The sequence below is a fragment of the Cupriavidus oxalaticus genome (genome assembly GCF_004768545.1).
Taxonomy (GTDB): domain Bacteria; phylum Pseudomonadota; class Gammaproteobacteria; order Burkholderiales; family Burkholderiaceae; genus Cupriavidus; species Cupriavidus oxalaticus_A.
In genome coordinates this window covers 1,325,378-1,345,355 of sequence record NZ_CP038634.1, presented here as the reverse complement: position 1 = coordinate 1,345,355, position 19,978 = coordinate 1,325,378, and the positions used below count along the sequence as shown (strand labels likewise).

Here is a 19,978-nt window from a genome sequence, read left to right as displayed (position 1 = left end):
GCCTTGGCGAGCCGTTTTGCATTCGGGGGATTTGCTCCCCTCTTCCGCTTGCGGGAGAGGGGCCGGGGGAGAGGGGAGCAAACACGCCGCCTTACTTGCGCCAGCTTAATACGCCAGCGACGCCTGGATATAGAAAGTCCGCGGCATCCCCACATACTTGCCCGCATTGTTGTCCGTCGAGCGCGTGAAATAGCGCTTGTCTAGCAGGTTCTTCACCCCCACCGCCACCTTCAGGTTCTGCGCCGACTTGCCGAAGTCGTAGCCCAGCCGCATGTTCAGCAGTGCATAGCCAGGGATGTCGCCCAGCGCGCCATTGGCGCTCTCCGCGGTCTGGTACGTGGTCGACGTGCTCGGGTCGCCCGGCGAATGCTGCTTCGACTGCGCGTAGCCGTCGATATTGAACGCCCAGCGGTTGCGCGCATAGCGCATGCCCACGGTGGCCACATGGCGCGAATAGAACGGCAGGTCGCGCCCGGCGAAGTTGCCCTGGTTGTAGGTGGCTTCGGTGAAGGTGTAGGTCGCATACGCCGACAGGCCGGCCAGCGACTTGTCGAGCGCGCCGAAGTCATAGCGCAGCGATGATTCCACGCCGCGGTGCGTGGTGGCGCCGAGGTTGGTCCACGCGTCCGGCGCGCCGCCGGTGCCGCCGCGCAGCTGCAGCTCGTCGTCGAAGTCGATATTGAACAGCGTCAGCTCGCCGCCCCAGCCGTTGCTGTTGAAGTGCGTGCCGATTTCGTACGTCTTCGCCTTCTCCGGCGTCAGGCCGTTGGTGGTCTGCGCGATCTGGAAGTACTGCAGCGGCCCGAACGAGACGCCGGCATTGGCGAACAGCTTCCACTGGTCGCTGACGTGGTACATCACCGCCAGCGAGGGCAGCGGCTCGTTGGACGAGACATCGTTGCGCGCGCCGGTGAAGTTGTCGGTCACGTACGACCGTATGAATTCGTAGCGCAGGCCCGGCGTGATGGTCCAGCTGCCGACGTTGATGGTGTCGTCGATATAGACCGCGTTGGCGGTGGTGCCGCCCGTGCGCGACTGGTACACCGGCGACGGCAGCGTGGTCGGATCGATGGTGCCCGGCGTGTAGAACACCGTGCGCGAGGCCTTCTCGTCGCTGGCTTCGCGCAGGAAGCGGTAGCCGACGCTGACCTCATGGCTCATGTTCTCGCCGCGGAACAGCTGCGAGTAGCGCGGCTCGATCGCGAACGTATGGTAGTTGCGCGGCGCCGAGGTCAGGCGCCGCCGGTTGGCCTGTGCGCCCGTGCCTTGCTGCTCGATATTGCTGCCGCGGAAGCTGTCGGTGTAGTACGTCAGCACCTCGAACTTGCGGTTGTTGTCGTTATGGCTGTACTTCAGGCTGAAGTCGTTGCGGCGGCCGTCGAAATTGTCATAGGGCCGCACCGACTGGAACGGGTCGGCCGCGTACTGCGCCGGGGTCAGGCCGCCGGGCATGCCGGCCCTGCCCTCGTAGTAGTGGAAGGCAGCGCTCAGTTCGTCGGTCTTCGAGATCCGGTAGTTGCCCTTGAGCAGCAGGTCGTCGATATTGGCGTGGTCGTTGCTCTCGCGATAGCCGTTGCCGTGGATGCCCGAATACAGCAGCGCGCCGCCCAGCCCGTTGTCGTTGGTGCCGCCGATGAACGCGGTCGGGTTGGTCTTGACGTTGCCGCCGTGGCTGTAGATGTCGGTCGAGACCGAGGCGTCGGCCGCGAAGGTCTGCGGGATCGACCGCGTCGCGAAGTTGATGATGCCGCCCACGTTCTGCGGGCCGTAGCGCACCGAACCGGCGCCGCGCACCACGTCGATGCTTTCCAGGTTGCCCAGCGACAGCGGCGCCATCGACAGCTGCGGCTGGCCATAGGGCGCCACCGCCAGCGGCACGCCGTCCATCAGGATGGTCGAGCGCGGCGACAGGCGCGCAGTCAGGCCGCGCACGCCCACGTTCAGCGACACATCGCTGCCGCCGGTGCCGTTGTTCTCCTGCACCTGCACGCCCGGGACGCGGCGCAGCACTTCGCGCACGTTGTTGGCGCCGGCTTCCTGGAAAGTCACGCGGTCGACGATGGTGCGGGCGCCGGGGTGCTCCAGCACCTTGGCTTCATCGGCGTTGTCGAGCCAGTTGCCGACCACGGTGACGGCATTGAGGGTGGTTTCCGCGTTGGCGCTGCCGGCTGCGGGAGCCGTGGCTGCGTTCTGGGCATGGACGGGGAGGGCGAACAACAGGGCGGCGCCGATGGCACCGGCGGTGGGACGGAAAGCGGGCTGCAAGATGAAAATCCTGAAAGGGCAGCGCAGTCCACTGGCGGATGCGCCGAATGGGGCCGGATTATAAGTGCGAGTGATTCTCAGACGCGATTAGTCAGATCAAACGGGGACGTTTGTCGCATCCATGCATCAGCTTGGATACATTTGCACTGTAAAATATGACAAAAGATCCACTTATCTTGACTGCTGGCGCGCAGGGCATGCACGTGTATGCACTAATTCAGCAGCCACCGTAAAATCGTGGCTTTACTCCGCCGCTTGCCGGGCGCCTTTGCAGCACATTGCTGCGCTTTGCCGCGGCGCCTTCGCAGTCCGATCCCGTCCTTCGCATCCATGTCTTCCCCTGCCACCGTCCCGGCCGCCGAGCCGGATAGCGTCTTTGGCGACGCCGCGTTCCGCCGCTACTGGTTCGCCCGCCTGTGCACCACCATCGGCTACCAGATCTTTACCGTGGCGGTGGGCTGGCAGATGTACGACCTGACGCGCGACCCGCTGATGCTGGGCATGGTCGGGCTGGTGCAGTTCCTGCCCTCGGTGGTGCTGATCCTGATGTCCGGCCACGTTGCCGACCGCTTCGACCGGCGCCGCATCGTGCGCACGTGCCAGTCGATCGAAGCGCTGCTGGCCGCCGGCATGGCGGTGGTCAGCCTTACCGGCTGGATCGACAGCCATCACATCTTTATCTTCGTGGCACTGATCGGCGCCACCCGCGCGTTCGAGAACCCCACGCTGCAGGCGCTGCTGCCCAGCGTGGTGGCGCCGCGCCAGCTGCCGCGCGCAGTGGCGCTGGCCAGTTCCGCCGGGCAGACTGCGATCATCATCGGCCCGGCCATCGGCGGCTTTGCCTATGTGGCGGGCCCCGGCGTGGTGTACGCGCTGAGCGCGACGCTGTTCGTCATCGCCGCGGTGCTGGTCAGCGGCATCACGCTGCGCCAGGCCGCGCAGCGGCTGACCGCGCCGGTCAGCGTGAGCACGGTGTTTGCCGGCTTTGCCTATATCCGCAGCCGGCCGGTGCTGCTGGGTGCGATCTCGCTGGACCTGTTCGCGGTGCTGCTGGGCGGCGCGGTGGCGCTGCTGCCGATCTATGCGCGCGACATCCTGCATACCGGGCCGTGGGGCCTGGGGCTGCTGCGCTCGTCGCCGGCGGTCGGTGCGCTGGTCATGGCGCTGTGGCTGGCGCGCCATCCGCTGAACCGGCGCTCCGGGCGCATCATGTTCGGCGCGGTGGCGCTGTTCGGCGTCGCCACCGTGGTGTTTGGGGTGTCGACGTGGCTGCCGCTGTCGATGGCCGCGCTGGTGGTGCTTGGCGCCTCGGACATGATCAGCGTGGTGGTGCGCTCGACGCTGGTCCAGCTCGATACGCCCGACGACATGCGCGGGCGTGTCGGCGCGGTCAACTCGGTATTCATCGGTGCCTCCAACCAGTTGGGCGAGTTCGAATCCGGCGTGACCGCCGCGCTGTTCGGGCCAGTGGGCGCGGTGATCCTTGGGGGCGTCGGCACGTTGCTGGTGGTGGCGGTGTGGATGCGGTTGTTCCCGGCGCTGGCCTCGCGCGACCGGCTGCATGAACTCGCCACCTGACAAGCGCAGATTGTTCGCCGCCCAGATCTGTCCAGGCTGTGGCGGGGCCACGAAGCGTACCCGTTTCTGCGTAGCTCCTGCTTAGTCCTTGGCTGGCTGCCGCATGAGCAGCCACCGCCCGGCTGACGGTATAGTCCAGCTTTGTGCGGCGGCTTTCCGGACCAACTTTCGTCGCTGAAAGTTGCCCCGGGGCGCCCCGCCGACGTCGCCCCGCCAGCTCCTGTCAGCCCCCGTCACATGGCCGCTCCGTCCGATCCGCTCCAGCGCCACGCGGTCTTCGCCGCGCTCACCGGCTCGCGCGCGTCGCTGGAGCGCGCGGCCATGCTGGGCGATGGGCTGGGCGTGGCGCTATGGCGCAACCGGGACGACGATACCGCCTACGCCCATCCCGGCCATCACACGGTTTCGGTCTACCTGGAAGGCGGCCTTGGCACCTACCGGCGCGACCAGCCCGGCAACAAGGGCGCGCCCGGGCGGCTCTGCCTGTTGCCGGCGGACCATGAGTCGCGCTGGCACGTGGGCGGCCCGCAGCGCTTCGTTCACCTGTATTTCAGGCCGGAGATGCTGGCCTGGCACTGCGTGCGCCTGCTCGACCGCGAGCCGCGTTCAGTGGCGCTGCGCGACCTGACCTTTGCCGACGATCCGTTCCTGTACGCATTGAGCCAGCGGCTGGCCGCGCTCGACTGGCACCACCCCGATGCGCGCATGGCCTGCAATGCGCTGGCGCACGAGGCGGTCAGCCACCTGGTGCTGCAGCATGCCGGGCGCGCCGCGCCGGCGGACTGGCGCGGCGGCCTGTCGGCGCAGGCGAGGCGCACGGTGCGCGACTGGATCGAGGCCCATCCGGCGCACAACCCGACCCTGGGCGAGCTGGCCGCTCTGGCGGGCCTGTCGGAGTTCCACTTCGCGCGCATGTTCCGGGTCTCGTTCGGCATGCCGCCGCATGCCTGGATCCTGAGGGCGCGGCTCGAGCGCGCCCGCCAGCTGCTGGCCGAGCCATGGCCTGGCCTGCATGAAGTAGCCGTGCGTGCCGGGTTTGCCTCGGCCAGCCACCTGAGCCACCGCTTCCGTGCCGCGTTCGGGGTCACGCCCGGCACCTGGCGCGCGGGATCGTCGCGCTCCGCGTGACTCGCCGCCAGCCTTGCCGGGCAAGGGCTGGGGAGACGGGGTACGCACTGCTGGCGGATTGTGCGGGAAACCAATTGGCGCCCGGTTATGCCCTTTCGGTGTGGCGCGCCATGTCTTTGTCTGTGATCGTCTGACATCGCGCGATCAATATTCACTAATTACATAAAAATTTGCGAGTCCGCCGGTTATCGGCGAGGCGCCGCATTCCCGGTGACAGCACGCAGAAACGGGTACGCAGACGCTGCCGCCGAATACCGCCGAACGTGCGCTACTTGCCCTCGTTGGCAAACAGCGTGCAGGCGCCGCTTTCGGCCGTGCTCACATTGCTGCGGAAGGCCGCGAACAGGTCGCGGCCGACGCCGTGCCGGTTGGCACTGAGGTCCGGATGGGCGGCCTCGCGCGCGCGCCATTCGTCTTCCGGCACCAGCACGTCAAGCACGCCCGCGGGCGCATCCACGCGCATCATGTCGCCGGTGCGCACGCGCGCGATCGTGCCGCCGAGCAACGCCTCGGGACAGACATGGATCGCCGCCGGCACCTTGCCGGATGCGCCCGACATGCGCCCGTCGGTGACCAGCGCGACATGGAAGCCGCGATCCTGCAGCACCGTCAGCGTCGGCGTCAGCTTGTGCAGCTCGGGCATGCCGCATGCGGCCGGGCCCTGCCACGGCAGTACCGCGACAAAGTCGCGCTCCAGCTCGCCGCGCTTGAATGCGTGCAGCAGGTCGTCCTGACGCTCGAACACGATCGCCGGCGCCTGAACGACCTGGTGCTCCAATTTGACCGCCGAGGTCTTGATCACCGCGCGGCCCAGCTTGCCGTCCAGCACCTTGATGCCGCCGTCCGGCAAGAACGGCTTGTCGGCGCTGCGCACGATGCTGTCATCGAGCGGCGCCGCCGGGCCGTCGATCCAGCCCAGCTTGCCGTCGCGCAGCACTGGCTCGCGCGTATAGTCCTCCAGCCCGCGGCCGAAGATGGTGGTCACGTCGTCATGCAGCAGTCCCAGCGACAGCAGCCCGCGGATCACCACCGGCAGCCCGCCGGCCGCCTGGAACTGGTTTACGTCCGCCTTGCCGTTGGGGTACACGCGCGCCAGCAGCGGCACCACCGCGGACAGCTCGTCAAAGTCGTCCCACCCCAGCACGATGCCGCCCACGCGCGCCATCGCAATCAGGTGCAGCGTGTGGTTGGTCGAGCCGCCGGTGGCCAGCAGCCCGACGATGCCGTTGACGAAGGCGCGTTCGTCCAGCACCTCGGCCACCGGCGTGTAGCGCTCGCCGCCATGCACCAGCTTGAGCGCCTGGCGCGCGGACTCGCGCGTGAGCGCCTCGCGCAGAGGCGTGCCGGGGTTGACGAAGGCGGTGCCCGGCAGGTGCAGCCCCATCATTTCCATCAGCATCTGGTTGGAATTGGCGGTGCCGTAGAAGGTGCAGGTGCCGGGGCCGTGATAGGAGCGGGTCTCGGCTTCGAGCAGCGCCTCACGCCCGATCTTGCCTTCGGCATAGAGCTGGCGCGTGCGCGCCTTCTCGTCGTTGCTGATACCGGTGGTCATCGGCCCGCCCGGCACGAACACCGCGGGCAGGTGGCCGAACGACAGCGCGCCCATCACCAGGCCGGGCACGATCTTGTCGCACACGCCCAGGTACAGCGCGGCATCGAACATCTGGTGCGACAGCGCCACGGCCGAAGCCAGCGCGATCACGTCGCGCGAGAACAGCGACAGGTCCATGCCGTCCTGGCCCTGCGTCACGCCATCGCACATCGCCGGCGTGCCGCCCGCGAACTGCGCGGTGCCGCCGGACTCCAGCGCGGCTTCCTTGATCCATTGGGGATAGGCCGCCAGCGGCTGGTGCGCCGACAGCATGTCGTTGTAGGCGGAGACGATCGCCAGGTTGGGCCGCTCGTCGGCCTTCAGCCGGATCTTGGCTTCGTCAGGCATCGCGGCCACCGCGTGGGCCAGGTTGGTACAGGAGAGCTGGGCGCGTTCCACTTTCTGCCCGGCCATGGCGCGGGTGCGGTCCAGGTACGCCTGGCGGGTGGCGGCACTGCGGGAGACGATGCGGGCGGTGACCCGCTCGAGCACTGGATGACGTGGCATGGGGTTCTCCTGCGGGGGAGCTTTCAGCCTAGCGCACTTTGCCGGGCGCTGCACGCCGGAGGCCCGCCCGCGGCCCGGGCGCGCCACGCAGAAATGGGTACGCTTGCCTCGCCAAGCCGTAGCGACTCACGTAAACTTGCCGCAACACGGCCCGCCAGCGCGCGATGGCCGCCACAACTCGAATCCTCCCGAATCCTCAAGGAGCACAGGGTGAGCATGCCTGATTTCGACATGGTGCTGTTCGGCGGCACCGGCGACCTGGCGCGGCGCAAGCTGCTGCCTTCCCTGTTCGACGCGCACCACGCCGGCCTGCTGCATCCGGCTGCGCGTATCCTCGCCACCGGCAGCCAGCCGTTGTCGACCGGCGACTACCTCGCGTCGCTGGAGCAGACCGTGCGGCCCGCATTGGCCCATGCGCCGCCGGAGTCATGGGAGAAGTTCTGCGCGCGCATCACCTACGTGCAGGCCGACGCACGCGTGCCCGCGCATTTCGATGCGCTTGCCGACAAGGTGCTGTCGCGCAGGCCGGAAGTGGTGGTGTGCTATCTCGCCACCGCGCCGCACCTGTTCGTGTCGATCTGCGAGCAGCTCGCCCGCACCGGGCTCAATACGCGCACGGCGCCAAACGTACGCATCGTGCTGGAAAAACCGCTGGGCCATGACCTCGACTCGAACGAGGCGATCAATTCGGCGGTAGCCAACTACTTCGCCGAAGAGCAGATCTACCGTATCGACCATTACCTCGGCAAGGAGTCGGTGCAGAACCTGATGGCGATCCGCTTTGGCAATGCCCTGTTCGAGCCGCTGTGGCGGCGCGAGTGGGTCCGGGACGTGCAGATCACCATCGCCGAAGAGCTCGGCGTGGAAACGCGCGGCGATTTCTACGACCAGACCGGCGCGCTGCGCGACATGGTGCAGAACCACCTGCTGCAGCTGCTGTGCATGGTGGCGATGGAGCCGCCCGCCAGCCTTTCGGAGGACGCCATCCGCGACGAGAAGATCAAGATCCTGAAGGCGCTCAAGCCGATCACGCCGCAGGACGTCGCCGAGAAAACCGTGCGCGGCCAGTACCGCGCCGGCGCCATCGGCGGCAAGCCGGTGCCGGGCTACACCGATGAGGCCGGCATCGCCGCGGACAGCCGCACCGAGACCTTTGTCGCGATCAAGGCGGAGATCGCCAACTGGCGCTGGGAAGGCGTGCCGTTCTACCTGCGCACCGGCAAGCGCATGCAGGCACGCGTGGCCGAGATCGTGATCCACTTCCGCGACGTGCCGCACGCGATCTTTCCGCGCCCGCTGACGCTGTCGCCGCAGAACCGGCTGGTGATCCAGCTGCAACCCGAAGAAAGCATCCGGCTGTATTGCCTGGTCAAGCAGCCCGGCGACACGCTCGAGCTGACGCCGACCTCGCTCGACCTCGACTTCGCCAACTCGTTCAAGGTGCGCCGCGCCGGCGCCTACGAGCGGCTGCTGCTGGACGTGATCCGCGGCCGGCTGGGTCTGTTCGTGCGCCGCGACGAGCAGGTGCAGGCGTGGCGCTGGGTCGAGCCCATCATCGATACATGGGAAGCCAGCACGGTACCGCCCAAGCCCTACACCGCCGGCACCTGGGGCCCGGCCGCGTCGTCGGCGCTGATGTCGCGCGACGGCGGCTTGTGGCACGAAGAAGCCTGAACCAGGGGGAACCACATGCGCATGTTTGAACATCCCACCCCGATGGACCAGGCCGAGGCCCTGGCCATCTCGATCAGCAATGCGCTCGAACTCGCCATCCGCGTCAACGGCTGGGCGGTGCTGGCGGTGTCCGGCGGACGCTCGCCGGTGCCGATGTTCGAGCGGCTGCGCTACCGTCCGCTGCGCTGGGAAGCGGTGACGGTGACGCTGGTCGACGAACGCGTGGTGCCGCCCGACCACCCCGACAGCAATGCCGCGCTGGTGCGCGCGCACCTGCTGCGCGAGGCCGCGGGCAGCGCCGCCTTTATCCCGCTGGTAGCCGATGCGCAGGACGTGGCCGACCCAACCGCGGCGGTGGCGCGCGCGAATCGCGCGTTCCGCCAGCCTGACGTGGTGGTGCTCGGCATGGGCGAGGATGGGCATACCGCGTCGCTGTTCCCGGACGCGCCCGAACTCCAGGACGCGCTGAGCGATCCGCAGCCGGCCTACCTGCTGACGCATCCGGGCACCGCGCCGCATGCGCGGATCACGCTGAACCTGGCCGCGCTGCTGGCGGCCGAACGCGCCTTCCTGTCCGTCACTGGCGAAGCCAAGGCAAAGGTGCTCGAACGCGTGCTGCAGGGGCCGACGCCGGCGCTGCCGGTGAGCCTGGTGGCGTCGCGCCACCGGCATGGATTCGATGTGTTCAAGGCCTGAATTCTGACTGAAGGGGACGTGACCGACGCCATGGCTGACACCGCCTCCACTCCCGCGACCGCCCGCGCCAGCGCCAGCGCCACCTTCCCGCGCCTGCTCGGCGATGTCGGCGGCACCAACGTGCGCTTCGCGATCGAGTCCGCGCCGATGCAGATCGGGCCGGTGACCGCGCTCAAGGTCGCCGACTTTCCCTCGCTCGAAGCCGCAATGCGCCAGTTCCTGGATGGCCTGGCGGCCACCGGGCAGCGCTTGCCGCGCCATGCGGCGGTCGGGCTGGCCAATCCGGTCACCGGCGATCAGGTCAAGCTGACCAACCACAACTGGTCGTTCTCGATCGAGGGCATGCGCCGCGCGCTCGGCCTGCAGACTCTGGTGGCGCTGAACGACTTCACCGCGCTGGCGCTGGCCTTGCCGCACCTGCCGGCGGACGGCCTGGCGCGGGTGCGCAGCGGCACCGTGGTGCCGACCGCGCCGCTGGCGCTGGTGGGGCCGGGCACTGGGCTGGGCGTGTCGGGGCTGGTCCCCGCTCCGGGCGGGCAGATGGTGGCGCTGGCCGGCGAGGGTGGCCATATGGAACTGATGCCGGCCACCGACGATGAATGGGTGGCGTGGCGCGCGGTGCATCGCCAGCTCGGCCGGGTGTCCGCGGAACGGCTTTTATCGGGTGCCGGGCTGTCGCAGATCCATGCCGCGCTGGCCGCAGAAACGGGTACGCTTTTGCTCGCGCCGCTGCAGCCGGAGCAGGTCACCGACGGCGCGTTCCAGCGCAACGACCCGCTATGCCAGCGCACCATGACGGTGTTCTTCGGGCTGCTGGGCTCGGTCGTGGCGGATATCGCGCTGGTGCTGGGCGCCCGCGGCGGCGTCTATCTGGGCGGCGGCATCCTGCCGCGCTTCGTGCCGGCGCTGCAGGCCTCCACCTTCGCCGAGCGCTTTGTCGCCAAGGGCCGCATGCGCGGCTGGCTCGAAGACGTGCCGGTCCATGTCGTCACCGCGCGCCACCCCGCGCTGCCGGGGTTGGCGCGCGCGCTGGCCGAGCGCCTGGACCGCGAAGCGGGGAACGCCTAGCCATGCGCGTGCTGCTGGTGGAAGACGACGCCATGATCGGCGACAGCGTCAGGCAGGCGCTGCGGCAGGAGGGCTTCACCGTCGACTGGGCACGCGACGGCGACGCCGGCCTGGCCGCGGCCACGTCGTCGCAGGACGGCGAGGCCTGCTACGACCTGGTGCTGCTCGACCTCGGCCTGCCGCGCCGCTCGGGGCTGGACGTGCTGCGCACGCTGCGCACGCGCGGCGTGCCAACGCCGGTGCTGATCCTCACCGCGCGCGATGCGGTCGCCGACCGCGTCGCCGGCCTCAATGCCGGCGCCGACGACTACCTGGTCAAGCCTTTCGACCTGCAGGAACTGGCCGCGCGCATGCACGCGCTCGCGCGCCGCGCCGCGGGACGGGCCGAGCCGCTGGTGACCTATGGCGAGATCGTGCTCAACCCGTCCACGCGCGAGGTCACGCAACGCGGCGAGCCGGTGCGGCTGTCGGCGCGCGAGTTCGCGCTGCTGTCGGCGCTGATGTCGCGGCCGGGCAAGGTCTGGTCGGTGCCGCAGCTGCAGGAGCGCCTGTACGGCTGGGACGACGAGGTCGGCAGCAATACCGTCGAGGTCTATATCCACGCGCTGCGCAAGAAATTCGGCACCGCGCTGATCCGCAATATCCGCGGCGTGGGCTACGTGGTGCCGCGCCTGGACGGCGAGGGAGAGCCCGGCTGATGCGCTCCATCCAGCGAACGCTGCTGTGGTGGCTGGCAGCGGGACTGCTCGCCGGCATTGCCATCGCCACCGCGCTGATTTACGGCCAGGCGCGCCAGGAAGCGAACGCGCTGTTCGACTACCAGATGAAGCAGATGGCCGCGGCGCTGCCGAGCCAGTTTGCCAACCCCGTGGTGCCGCCCTTCATCGGCTCGCCCGGCGACCTGTCGCATGCCGACGAGGATGTCGTCATCCATATCTGGGACGGCTCCGGGCGCAGCCTGTACCTGTCGCACTCGCACCCGGCGCTGCCCGCGCGCGCCGAGCTGGGCTTCTCCAATGTGACCACGCAGCAGGGCGAATGGCGGCTGTACAGCATGCAGCTCGGGCCCACCGTGGTGCAGATCGCGCAGCCGATGAGCGCGCGCCGCACGCTGGCCGCGCGCATGGCGCTGCGTACCGTGGCGCCGCTGCTGTTGCTGCTGCCGCTGCTGGGCTGGCTGGTGTGGATGGCGGTGGGGCGCGGGCTGCGGCCGCTGCGCGAGATTGCTGCCGAAGTGCGTGCGCGCGACGCCACCACGCTCGCGCCGCTGGCGCTGCGGCAGATGCCGGACGAGATCGCGCCGCTCAGCGCCGCGCTGAACCAGCTGCTGGCGCGGCTCTCGCACGCCATCGACACGCAGCGCGCCTTCGTGGCCGACGCCGCGCACGCGCTGCGCACGCCGTTGGCCGCGCTGCAGCTGCAGGCCCAGCTGGTCGAGCGTGCCGACAGCGGCGCTGCGCGCGACGAGGCGCTCGCAAAGCTGCGCCAGGGGCTGGAGCGGCTGACCCATCTCGTCACGCAGCTGCTCACTCTGGCGCGGCAGGAGCCCGGCGCTGCCACGCCGCCGCACGAGCCGGTCGCGCTGCGCGCGCTGGCCACCGGCGTGGTGGCGGAGCTGGCCCAGGCTGCGCTGGATCGCGATATCGACCTGGGCGTGGATGGCGATGCCGACGCCGACGCGGCGCCTGCCATCGTGCATGGCGATGCCGATGCCTTGCGCATCCTGCTGACCAACCTGCTGGACAACGCGCTGGCCTATATCCCGGCCGGCAGCCGCGTCGACGTGCAGGTCGCGCGCGGCAGCGACGGGCGTTCGGTCGAGCTGGTGGTCGGCGACAACGGCCCCGGCATTCCGGCCGGGGAGCACGAACGCGTGTTCGACCGCTTCTACCGCGTGCCGGAGGCGCCGACCGGCGGCAGCGGGCTGGGCCTGGCGATCGTGGCGGAGATCGCGCAGTCGCACGGGGCGCGCGTGGCGCTGGAAGACGCGCGGCCGGGGCTGCGTGTCAGGGTTGTATTTCCAGCGGCCTGAGCCCCGGCCAAAGTCACGCAGAAATGGGTACGCTTTGCAGGTGCGACGCAATGCCATGCGGCGCGCCGCTGCAGGTTTGCGATCGCAATTCAGCCCCGCGAGCCATGCACAGGAGTCATTGCCAGTGGCCAGAAACGGGCACGCAGAAACGGGTACGCTCCCTCGCCGCGCGTATCATCGAAGTCCTCTCCTGTTCACATACAAAAGGCTCGCATGCGCGCAATCGGCAACTTCCTCTGGTTCATCCTCGGCGGCGTGGTGATGGGCCTGGCCTGGTGGCTGGCCGGGCTGCTCTGTTTTATCTCGATCGTCGGCATCCCGTGGGGCAAGGCCTGCTTCGTGATCGGCGGCTTCACCTTCTTCCCGTTCGGCAAGCAGGCCATCAGCCGGCGCGAGCTGACCGGGCGCGACGATGTCGGCACCGGCGCGCTGGGGCTGGTGGGCAATGTGCTGTGGTTTGTGTTTGCCGGTGTGTGGCTGGCGATCGGCCACGTGATGGCGGCGGTCGCCAACTTCGTCACCATCATCGGCATCCCGTTCGCGATCCAGCACCTGAAGCTGGCCGGCATCGCGCTGGCGCCGATCGGCCAGACCGTGGTCACCAACGAAGTAGCCGACGCCGCGCGCCGCGACGGTGCGCGCGCGCACGTGGACGGCTTGCGTCGCTAGGCGTCGTCGCTGGTCTTTGCGGCTAGTCCTCGTCGCTGTCCGCCGCGCCGTCCTGCCGGGCAGCGTGCGCGACCAGCCGGTCGAGCAGGCTGCCCAGCAGCGCCTGCTCATCCTCGCTCAGGCAGCCGAAGATCTCGTCATTGCGCCGCGCAATCATGGCGATCGCCTGCCGGTACAGCGGCTTGCCCTGCGCGGTTAGCGACAGCACCACGCCACGGCCATCGGCGGCGCTGGTTTCCTTGCTGACCAGCCCCCGTTCCACCAGCGCTTGCGCAGAGCGGCTCGCCTGGCCCTTGGTCAGGTTGGCGCGGTGCGCCAGCGCGTTGACCGACAGCGGCGCGAACGCGCCGATCGCGGCCAGGCAACGGCCTTCGCTCAGCAGCAGGCCGCACTGCTCCAGGTAGGCGGCGGCGCTGTCCTTGTCGCTGAGCTTGTTGACCTGGTGCAGGCGGTAGGTCAGGAACTGGTCCAGGCGTGGCAGTGGTTTCATGGCGATGTCCGGTCGGCGTCGGCATTGTAGTGCCTACGCCTGGCTGCGTGCCTCCGCCTCGTCGATCAATGCCAGCACCGGTGCCAGCGAATCCTGCCGGCTCATCAGCCCCAGGCACATCATCGCCAGCAGCAGCGGCGATCGTGCTTCGCCAACGCGGCCCAAGGCCTCGCACAGGCGGGTATAGGCGAGGTCGAGGTCATCAGCTTGCATGGCGGGCTCCGGCGGGTTGGGATTGCGGGGTTTGCATCAGGGGGGCGAGGGTTGCGCCGACCTCGTCCCATGCGGGCGCGCGCCAGCGCGACAGCACGTACCCGTCGGGGCGGATCGCGTAGAGCGTACCCGGCCGGGCACCGTAACGCGCCTGCGCCTGGCCGGCGACATCGGCAAGTGCGCCCTGCGCGGGGCCGGCGTTACCGTTGACGATCACGCGGGCCTGCAGTGTATGCGGATAGGCCTGCACCAGCGCGGCCAGCGGGGCAGGCAGCGTTGGCGAATCACCGAAGTACAGCAGCGTGAAGCGCTGCCCGAAGCATTGCGTCAGGTGGCCGATGCCTTCCGCGCTGGCGACGCGCGCCTCCGGAGCGGGCAACCCGGGCGCGGCGCCGGGGCAGTCGGCGCCGAAGTCGCTGGCGCCGTTCAGCGGCGAACCGGCATAGGCGATCGGTGCCGACTGGCGCGGGTTGATCAGCGACCGCACCGGGCTGCCGCCCTGCGCCAGCCGCAGCGTGGCCTCGCGCATCAGGCGGAAGGCAAAGTCGGGGGGCGCCATGAATTCGGTGCTCTTGGCGCCGTAGGCGATGTTCTGCCGGGTGGCGTGGACGCGTTCGGCCGAATAGGAGTCGAGCAGGCTGTCCGCGGCCTGGCCGCGCACGACCGCTGCCAGCTTCCACGCCAGGTTGCCGGCATCATCCAGCCCGGAGTTGAGCCCGCGCACGCCGAAGATCGGCACCAGGTGCGCGGCGTCGCCGGCGAACAGCACGCGGCCGTGGCGATAGTCCTGCAGCGTCAGGCACTTGGCGTTGTAGATCGAGATCCACAGCGGCTGCCAGGGCTCGGTCTCGCCGATCATGTCGAGGTGGCTCTGCACGCGCAGCAGCACGTTCTCCGGCTTGACCGCTTCCTCGGCATCCTCGTCGTCGCGGATCTGGTAGTCGATGCGCCAGACATCGTCGGGCTGGCGGTGCATCAGGATGGTCGAGCCCGGATTCGACGGCGGGTCGAACCAGGCCAGCCGCTCCACCTCGCGCCGGGTCTTCTGCACGATGTCGACAATGACATAGCGGCCTTCGTACTGGGTGCCTTCCATGCGCAGGCCCAGTTGCTCGCGCACCGTGCTGCGCCCGCCGTCGCAGGCGACCAGCCATTGCGCGTCGACCTGCACCACGCCGTCGGCGCTCTCGATTTCCGCGACCACGCCGCCGTCATGCGGACGCACCGTGCGCACGCGCGCGCCGAAGCGCACCTCGGCCGGCGTGGCGCCCCGCAGCGCGGCCTCGTGCGCGAATGCTTCGAGGTAGTACTGCTGGATATTGACCATCGGCGCAAAGCGCTCGTCCGGCTCGCTCGGCATGCGGAAATGCAGCACCTCGGCGTCGCGGTAGTAGCTGCGGCCGCCTACCCAGGGCAGGCCGGTTTCGACCGTTTGCTGGTCGGCGCCGACCCAGCCCAGGATCTCGAGCGAGCGGCGCGACATGCAGATGGCGCGGCTGCCGGCGCAGTAGCCGTCGTCGGCCTCCACTACCAGCGAGGCGACGCCGTAGCGCGCCAGCAGTGCCGCCAGCGCCAGCCCGACCGGGCCGCCGCCGGCGATCAGCACGGGTACGTGTCGGGGCCAGGGGCGCGGCGTCGCGGGAGGCGGTACCGGTGGCACGGCCGCGCGTGGTGCGGTGGAGTCGGTCATGGCTGGTCTCGTTTGATGTAATTGGTTTCGTACGCAACTATATCCCAGATGGTTGCGCACGAAACCAGTGTTTACCCGGCTGGCTCGGCGGCGCCGCCCTGTAAAGAGAGACAAGTCGCACATCGCCTACCCGGTACCGTGGCCTATGCTTCGCAGAACGCACCCCGCTACTGCTGCCTGCGAACCTTCGCCATGCCAACCCTGCCCACCGACGCCGTGCACCGCGCCAGCTGGCTGCCCGCTGCCGGCAGCTGGCGCTACCACGCGCTGCTGGGCGCGGCCGGCATGCTGGTGCTCGGTCCACTTGGCGGCATTGCCGCCGCCTACATGAATTTCTCGCTGGGCTTCTTTGTCGGTGGCCAGGTGCTGGCCGGCATACTCGGCTCGGTGGTGACGGCCAGCTACGGCGCCCCGGGCCGGCATGGCGCCAACTACATCCAGACCGCGGCGGCATCGGTGGCTGGCATGGGCGGCATGGCGGTGGTGCTGCAGGCGATGACCTGGCTCGGCCTGGCACAGCCGCCGCTGTGGCAGCTGGTGCTCTACATGCTGTGCATCGGCATGTACGGCGTGGGCATCGGCATGCTGTACACGCCGTTGCTGGTGGACCGGATGCAGCTGACGTTCCCGTCGGGACTGGCGGTTGCCAATATCCTGCGCGCGCTGACCGACCCGGTGCTGCTGCGGCGCTCGGTGGCGCGGCTGGGCGGCGGCATGGCGCTGGGGCTGGCCAGCGGCCTGGGCGCGGCGCGCGTGTCGTGGCTGGCGGCGCTGGACCTGTCGGCGGCGACATTCGGCGCGGGCATGATCGTCGGGGCGCGCATCGGCATTGCCGCGCTGGTGGGCGGCCTTGCCGGCTGGGCGCTGACGCCGTGGTTCGTGTCGGTGGGATGGCTCGCGCCTGGCGAACCATATCGCAAGGCCACCTTCCTGGTGGCGCTGGGGATGATCATGGGGGCGGCCGCGCTCGATGTCGCGCTGCTGCTGGCGCAGGCGTGGCGGCAGTGGCGTAGCCGGGCCCCGCGAAAGGCGCAGGCGCGGCGTGGACCCGGCATGGCCTGGGTGGCCGCGTGGGCGCTGCTGTGGGGCACCGCCACGGTCGCGGCGGGCGTCGCGTGGTTCGGCCAGCCGCCGGTCTTCCAGCTGATGGCGGTGCTGCTGGTGCTGGTGTTCGCGCTGGTCAACGGCATCTCGGTCGGCATGGTCGACCAGAACCCGATCTCGTCCGCCTTCGTGCTGACGGTGATCCTGATGGCCGCGGCCGGCTTGCGCGCGCCGCATGTCGGCCTGATCGCGGCGACGGTGCTGCTGGTGGCGACCGCCGAAGCCAGCGACATGCAGCAGGACCGCTCCACCGGCTGGCGCCTGGGCAGCGACCGCATGGTGCAGTTCGGCTACCAGGTTGCCGGCATCGTGGTAGGCGCGCTTGTGGCCGTGGCGATGGCGCGGCTGTTCATGCAGGCGTATCCGGTGCTGGCGCTGGACCAGACACAACTGCCGGCGGACCAGCAGCCGGCGCGCTGGGCCTCGGCCATGACCTACAAGATCGTCGGCGTGCTGCACGGGCTGGCGCAGCCGCGCGCCGCCCAGCATGCCGCGGTCGCGCTCGGGCTGGCCCTGGGGCTGGCTACGGCGGTGCTGCGCAAGGTCATCCTGGGCGGCCCGGCGTGGCAGCGCTTCGCGCAGTCTGGCCGGCGGGGCAGGGTGGCGGACTTTTTGCTGGATGCGGTGCTGTTGCCGTCACCCTATGCATCGTCCTTCGGCGGCTTCGTCAACCTGGCGGCGGCCGGCTGGATGGCCGCGGGCGGCGTGGCGGCAAGCGTCGGCGGCGCTTTGGCCGGGCGCAGGCCTGGGGCGAGGCGTGAGCGGCAGGCGCTGCCCGAGGACATGAGCACCGCATCGCTGCTGGGTGGCGGCCTGATCGCCGGCGACGCGCTGGCGGCACTGGCCCTCGGCCTGGCCGGGCTGCTCGCAGTGACGTGGAACTGACACAGGCGGATTGTCAAATTTTGTTGACGCTTCTGTCCAATCTCCAGTGGATTGTCAAATCGCGCCGCCGGCGTACCATGTCGGCCAGACCGACGTATTGCCTGACCCGGAGAATCCTCATGGCCCTTGACCAAGAATCCTTTGCCCTGCTGCGCGCCTCGGTGCAGCGCTTCATCGACGAACGCCTGAAGCCCGCCGAGGACACGCTGGAAGAGACCGACGACGTCCCCGCCGATATCGTCGCGGACATGAAGGAGATGGGCCTGTTCGGCATCTCCATTCCCGAAAACTACGGCGGCATCGGCCTGTCGATGTCGCAGGAATGCGATGTGGTGTATGACCTCGGCCACACCGCGTTTGCCTTCCGCTCGGTGTTCGGCACCAACGTCGGCATCGGCTCGCAGGGCATCCTGATGGATGGCACCGAGGAGCAGAAGCAGTCTTACCTGCCGCGTATCGCCAGCGGCGACCTGATCATCTCGTTTGCGCTGACCGAACCGAATGCCGGCTCCGACGCAGCCTCGCTGCAGACCAGGGCGGAGCTTGACGGCGACCACTACGTCATCAACGGCACCAAGCGCTTTATCACCAACGCACCGCGCGCCGGCGCCTTCACGCTGATGGCGCGCACCGGCGGTGCGGGTGCCTCGGGCATTTCGTCCTTCATCGTGCCGGCCGACACCCCGGGCATCTCGCTGGGCAAGCCGGACAAGAAGATGGGCCAGCGCGGCACAAAGACCTGCGACGTGGTGCTGGAGAACGTGCGCGTGCCCGCCGCCAACATCATCGGCGGCGTGCCGGGCGTGGGCTTCAAGACCGCCATGAAGGTGCTCGACCGCGGCCGCCTGCATATCTCGGCACTGGCCTGCGGCATGGCGCATCGCCTGATCACCGACGCGGTGGCATATGCCAAGGAGCGCAAGCAGTTCGGCAAGCCCATCGGCGACTTCCAGCTGATCCAGGCGATGCTGGCCGACAGCCAGGCCGAGCTCTACGCCGGCCTGTCGATGGTGCGTGACTGCGCGCAGCGCTACGACGCCAAGCCCGCCGGCAAGAGCGATCCGGAAGTCAGCATGCTGGCCTCCTGCACCAAGATGTTCTGTACCGAGATGGTGGGCCGCGTGGCCGACCGCGCGGTGCAGATCCACGGCGGCGCCGGCTATATCGCCGAGTACAAGGCTGAGCGCTTCTACCGCGACGTGCGCCTGCTGCGCCTGTATGAAGGCACCACGCAGATCCAGCAGCTGATCATCGCCAAGCAGCTGCTGCGCGACTGACCATGCAAACGCCCGGCGCGGCAGGAGTCGACATGGACGATTGGCAGGATCGCGGGCCGGCAGGCCATGACGTTGACACGCCGCACCGCCTGCGCGCGGTGGTGGCGTCCTATCGCACTGCGCTACAGGCGTACACGCTGGCGGTATCGCCCGCGGAGCTGATGGCGCTGGGCGCGGTGCCGGCCAATATGGCGCAGGACAGCGACCCGCGCGCGCACGCGCACCTGGCGCGCTTGCGCGGCAAGGTGCAGGCCAGCGGCATTGCGCTGCCCGGCGCGATCGTGCTGGCGGTAAGCGGCGGCAGCCTGCATTGCGAATGCGATCACCTGTACACGCTGCAGCTGCAGCCATGCCGCGGCGACCGCCTGATCGTGATGGAAGGCTACGAGCGCCTGCTGGCGCTGGCGCATGGCGAACGCCGCCAATGCAAGACGCTGGTGTCGGCAGTCATGTGGCGCACGGCGCTGGACAGCGCCGCGCAGGTGTCGCCGGCCGATGCCGGCGAGCTTGCCGATGATGCGGCCGAGTCAATCGCCGCTGCCGCCACGCAATCGTGCGCGGCGCGATGGGCCAACGCGACGCGGGTCTGGCACTGATCGCGCCGCGTGCAATATAGAAGGTCGAAGGCCGCCGGCATGGCGGCCTTTGCTTTTGGTTGCAGCGCTTATTGCTCGCTTATTGCTCGCTTTTTGGCTGCGGCCACACTCCATCGACATCGCGCAGCAGGTGGCCCGCGAGAATATAGTCCCCGAGCCGCGTGGCCTTGGCCTCGAGGTCGAGCAGTTCATGGTCCGCCAGCGTGCCGAGATCGAACTGGCAATAGAGATTGCGTTGGCGGAACGTGCCCTTGGGTTTGGCAAGCCCTTCGATCAGGGCTTCGCGGGAGCGGACGGCGATGCTTTCCTGTCCGCGATACTGCACCTTGATACCGCGCTTTTCTCCGAGCCTGCCGAGTTCGACCGCATCCTGCCAGCCTGTCTCGTAGTCCAGCTCCAGCGCCAGCACGTTTTCCGAGGCCAGAAGCCGGAGCGCTTCTGCCTTGCTGCCAGCTCGCACGATTGACATCCACACCTCTTGTATCGACTTATACTGTACGAATATACAGTCAACC

At 68.9% G+C, this 19,978-nt stretch carries 17 protein-coding genes; 11 read left to right on the top strand and 6 right to left on the bottom strand.

All coding sequences use genetic code 11. The annotated features are described in order from the left end of the window. Nucleotides 1–105: 105 nt before the first annotated feature. Entirely contained in the window at nucleotides 106–2,265 is a 2,160-nt protein-coding gene (locus tag E0W60_RS05995) for a TonB-dependent receptor family protein (RefSeq protein WP_135703351.1), read from the bottom strand. A 330-nt stretch (nucleotides 2,266–2,595) separates the two neighbouring features. Between E0W60_RS05995 and E0W60_RS05990 the strand changes: the two genes are divergently transcribed. Continuing rightward, complete coding sequence (locus E0W60_RS05990) at nucleotides 2,596–3,843, top strand: MFS transporter (protein ID WP_135703350.1); 1,248 nt, start codon at nucleotides 2,596–2,598, stop codon at nucleotides 3,841–3,843. 237 nt (nucleotides 3,844–4,080) lie between these two features. Next, nucleotides 4,081–4,971 carry a helix-turn-helix domain-containing protein gene (locus E0W60_RS05985; RefSeq protein ID WP_135703349.1) on the top strand — a complete coding sequence of 297 codons (891 nt, stop codon included), beginning with the start codon at nucleotides 4,081–4,083 and terminating at the stop codon, nucleotides 4,969–4,971. 268 nt (nucleotides 4,972–5,239) lie between these two features. On the opposite strand, the gene edd is transcribed toward E0W60_RS05985, so the two are convergent. Beyond that, nucleotides 5,240–7,069, bottom strand: a complete 1,830-nt coding sequence (edd, locus tag E0W60_RS05980) for a phosphogluconate dehydratase (RefSeq protein ID WP_135703348.1) — start codon at nucleotides 7,067–7,069, stop codon at nucleotides 5,240–5,242. Nucleotides 7,070–7,285: 216 nt separating this feature from the next. Here edd and zwf point away from each other — a divergent pair, with 216 nt between their 5' ends. The 6 genes from zwf to E0W60_RS05950 all read left to right on the top strand — a co-directional run bounded on the left by zwf (nucleotide 7,286) and on the right by E0W60_RS05950 (nucleotide 13,208). After that, nucleotides 7,286–8,743 (top strand): glucose-6-phosphate dehydrogenase, encoded by a 1,458-nt coding sequence (zwf, locus tag E0W60_RS05975; RefSeq protein WP_133095575.1) that lies wholly within the window; start codon nucleotides 7,286–7,288, stop codon nucleotides 8,741–8,743. A 15-nt stretch (nucleotides 8,744–8,758) separates the two neighbouring features. After that, nucleotides 8,759–9,439: a 6-phosphogluconolactonase gene (pgl, locus tag E0W60_RS05970; protein WP_133095576.1), complete on the top strand. Its 681-nt coding sequence runs from the start codon at nucleotides 8,759–8,761 to the stop codon at nucleotides 9,437–9,439. A 30-nt stretch (nucleotides 9,440–9,469) separates the two neighbouring features. Next, entirely contained in the window at nucleotides 9,470–10,507 is a 1,038-nt protein-coding gene (gene glk, locus E0W60_RS05965; RefSeq protein WP_135703347.1) for a glucokinase, read from the top strand. Between the two features lie 2 nt (nucleotides 10,508–10,509). Continuing rightward, nucleotides 10,510–11,205 (top strand): response regulator, encoded by a 696-nt coding sequence (locus E0W60_RS05960; protein WP_135703346.1) that lies wholly within the window; start codon nucleotides 10,510–10,512, stop codon nucleotides 11,203–11,205. Continuing rightward, nucleotides 11,205–12,539: a sensor histidine kinase gene (locus E0W60_RS05955; RefSeq protein WP_135703345.1), complete on the top strand. Its 1,335-nt coding sequence runs from the start codon at nucleotides 11,205–11,207 to the stop codon at nucleotides 12,537–12,539. Before E0W60_RS05960 ends, E0W60_RS05955 begins: the two co-directional genes overlap by 1 nt. 213 nt (nucleotides 12,540–12,752) lie before the next feature. After that, on the top strand, nucleotides 12,753–13,208 hold the full coding sequence (locus tag E0W60_RS05950) for a YccF domain-containing protein (RefSeq protein ID WP_133095580.1): 456 nt from the start codon (nucleotides 12,753–12,755) through the stop codon (nucleotides 13,206–13,208). A gap of 22 nt (nucleotides 13,209–13,230) precedes the next feature. On the opposite strand, the gene E0W60_RS05945 is transcribed toward E0W60_RS05950, so the two are convergent. The 3 genes from E0W60_RS05945 to E0W60_RS05935 are packed head-to-tail and all read right to left on the bottom strand — an operon-like array spanning nucleotide 13,231 to nucleotide 15,601. Further along, the gene (locus E0W60_RS05945; protein ID WP_135703344.1) at nucleotides 13,231–13,698 is read right to left on the bottom strand and encodes a MarR family winged helix-turn-helix transcriptional regulator; all 468 of its coding nucleotides are present in this window, start codon (nucleotides 13,696–13,698) and stop codon (nucleotides 13,231–13,233) included. Between the two features lie 33 nt (nucleotides 13,699–13,731). Beyond that, a complete protein-coding gene (locus E0W60_RS05940; RefSeq protein WP_135703343.1) occupies nucleotides 13,732–13,911 on the bottom strand; it encodes a hypothetical protein in 180 nt (59 codons plus the stop codon). Beyond that, nucleotides 13,901–15,601 (bottom strand): FAD-dependent oxidoreductase, encoded by a 1,701-nt coding sequence (locus E0W60_RS05935; protein ID WP_135703342.1) that lies wholly within the window; start codon nucleotides 15,599–15,601, stop codon nucleotides 13,901–13,903. The genes E0W60_RS05940 and E0W60_RS05935 overlap by 11 nt, the downstream gene beginning before the upstream one ends. Nucleotides 15,602–15,793: 192 nt before the next feature. On the opposite strand from E0W60_RS05935, the gene E0W60_RS05930 reads away from it, so the two are divergent. The 3 genes from E0W60_RS05930 to E0W60_RS05920 all read left to right on the top strand — a co-directional run bounded on the left by E0W60_RS05930 (nucleotide 15,794) and on the right by E0W60_RS05920 (nucleotide 19,463). Beyond that, a complete protein-coding gene (locus tag E0W60_RS05930) occupies nucleotides 15,794–17,590 on the top strand; it encodes an OPT/YSL family transporter (RefSeq protein WP_135703341.1) in 1,797 nt (598 codons plus the stop codon). 119 nt (nucleotides 17,591–17,709) lie between these two features. Next, entirely contained in the window at nucleotides 17,710–18,867 is a 1,158-nt protein-coding gene (locus E0W60_RS05925) for an acyl-CoA dehydrogenase family protein (RefSeq protein WP_133095585.1), read from the top strand. Between the two features lie 32 nt (nucleotides 18,868–18,899). After that, the gene (locus E0W60_RS05920; RefSeq protein WP_135703340.1) at nucleotides 18,900–19,463 is read left to right on the top strand and encodes a hypothetical protein; all 564 of its coding nucleotides are present in this window, start codon (nucleotides 18,900–18,902) and stop codon (nucleotides 19,461–19,463) included. 79 nt (nucleotides 19,464–19,542) lie between these two features. Here E0W60_RS05920 and E0W60_RS05915 read toward each other — a convergent pair whose 3' ends face one another. Next, complete coding sequence (locus tag E0W60_RS05915; protein ID WP_135703339.1) at nucleotides 19,543–19,932, bottom strand: PHA-granule associated protein 4; 390 nt, start codon at nucleotides 19,930–19,932, stop codon at nucleotides 19,543–19,545. Between the last annotated feature and the right edge of the window lie 46 nt (nucleotides 19,933–19,978).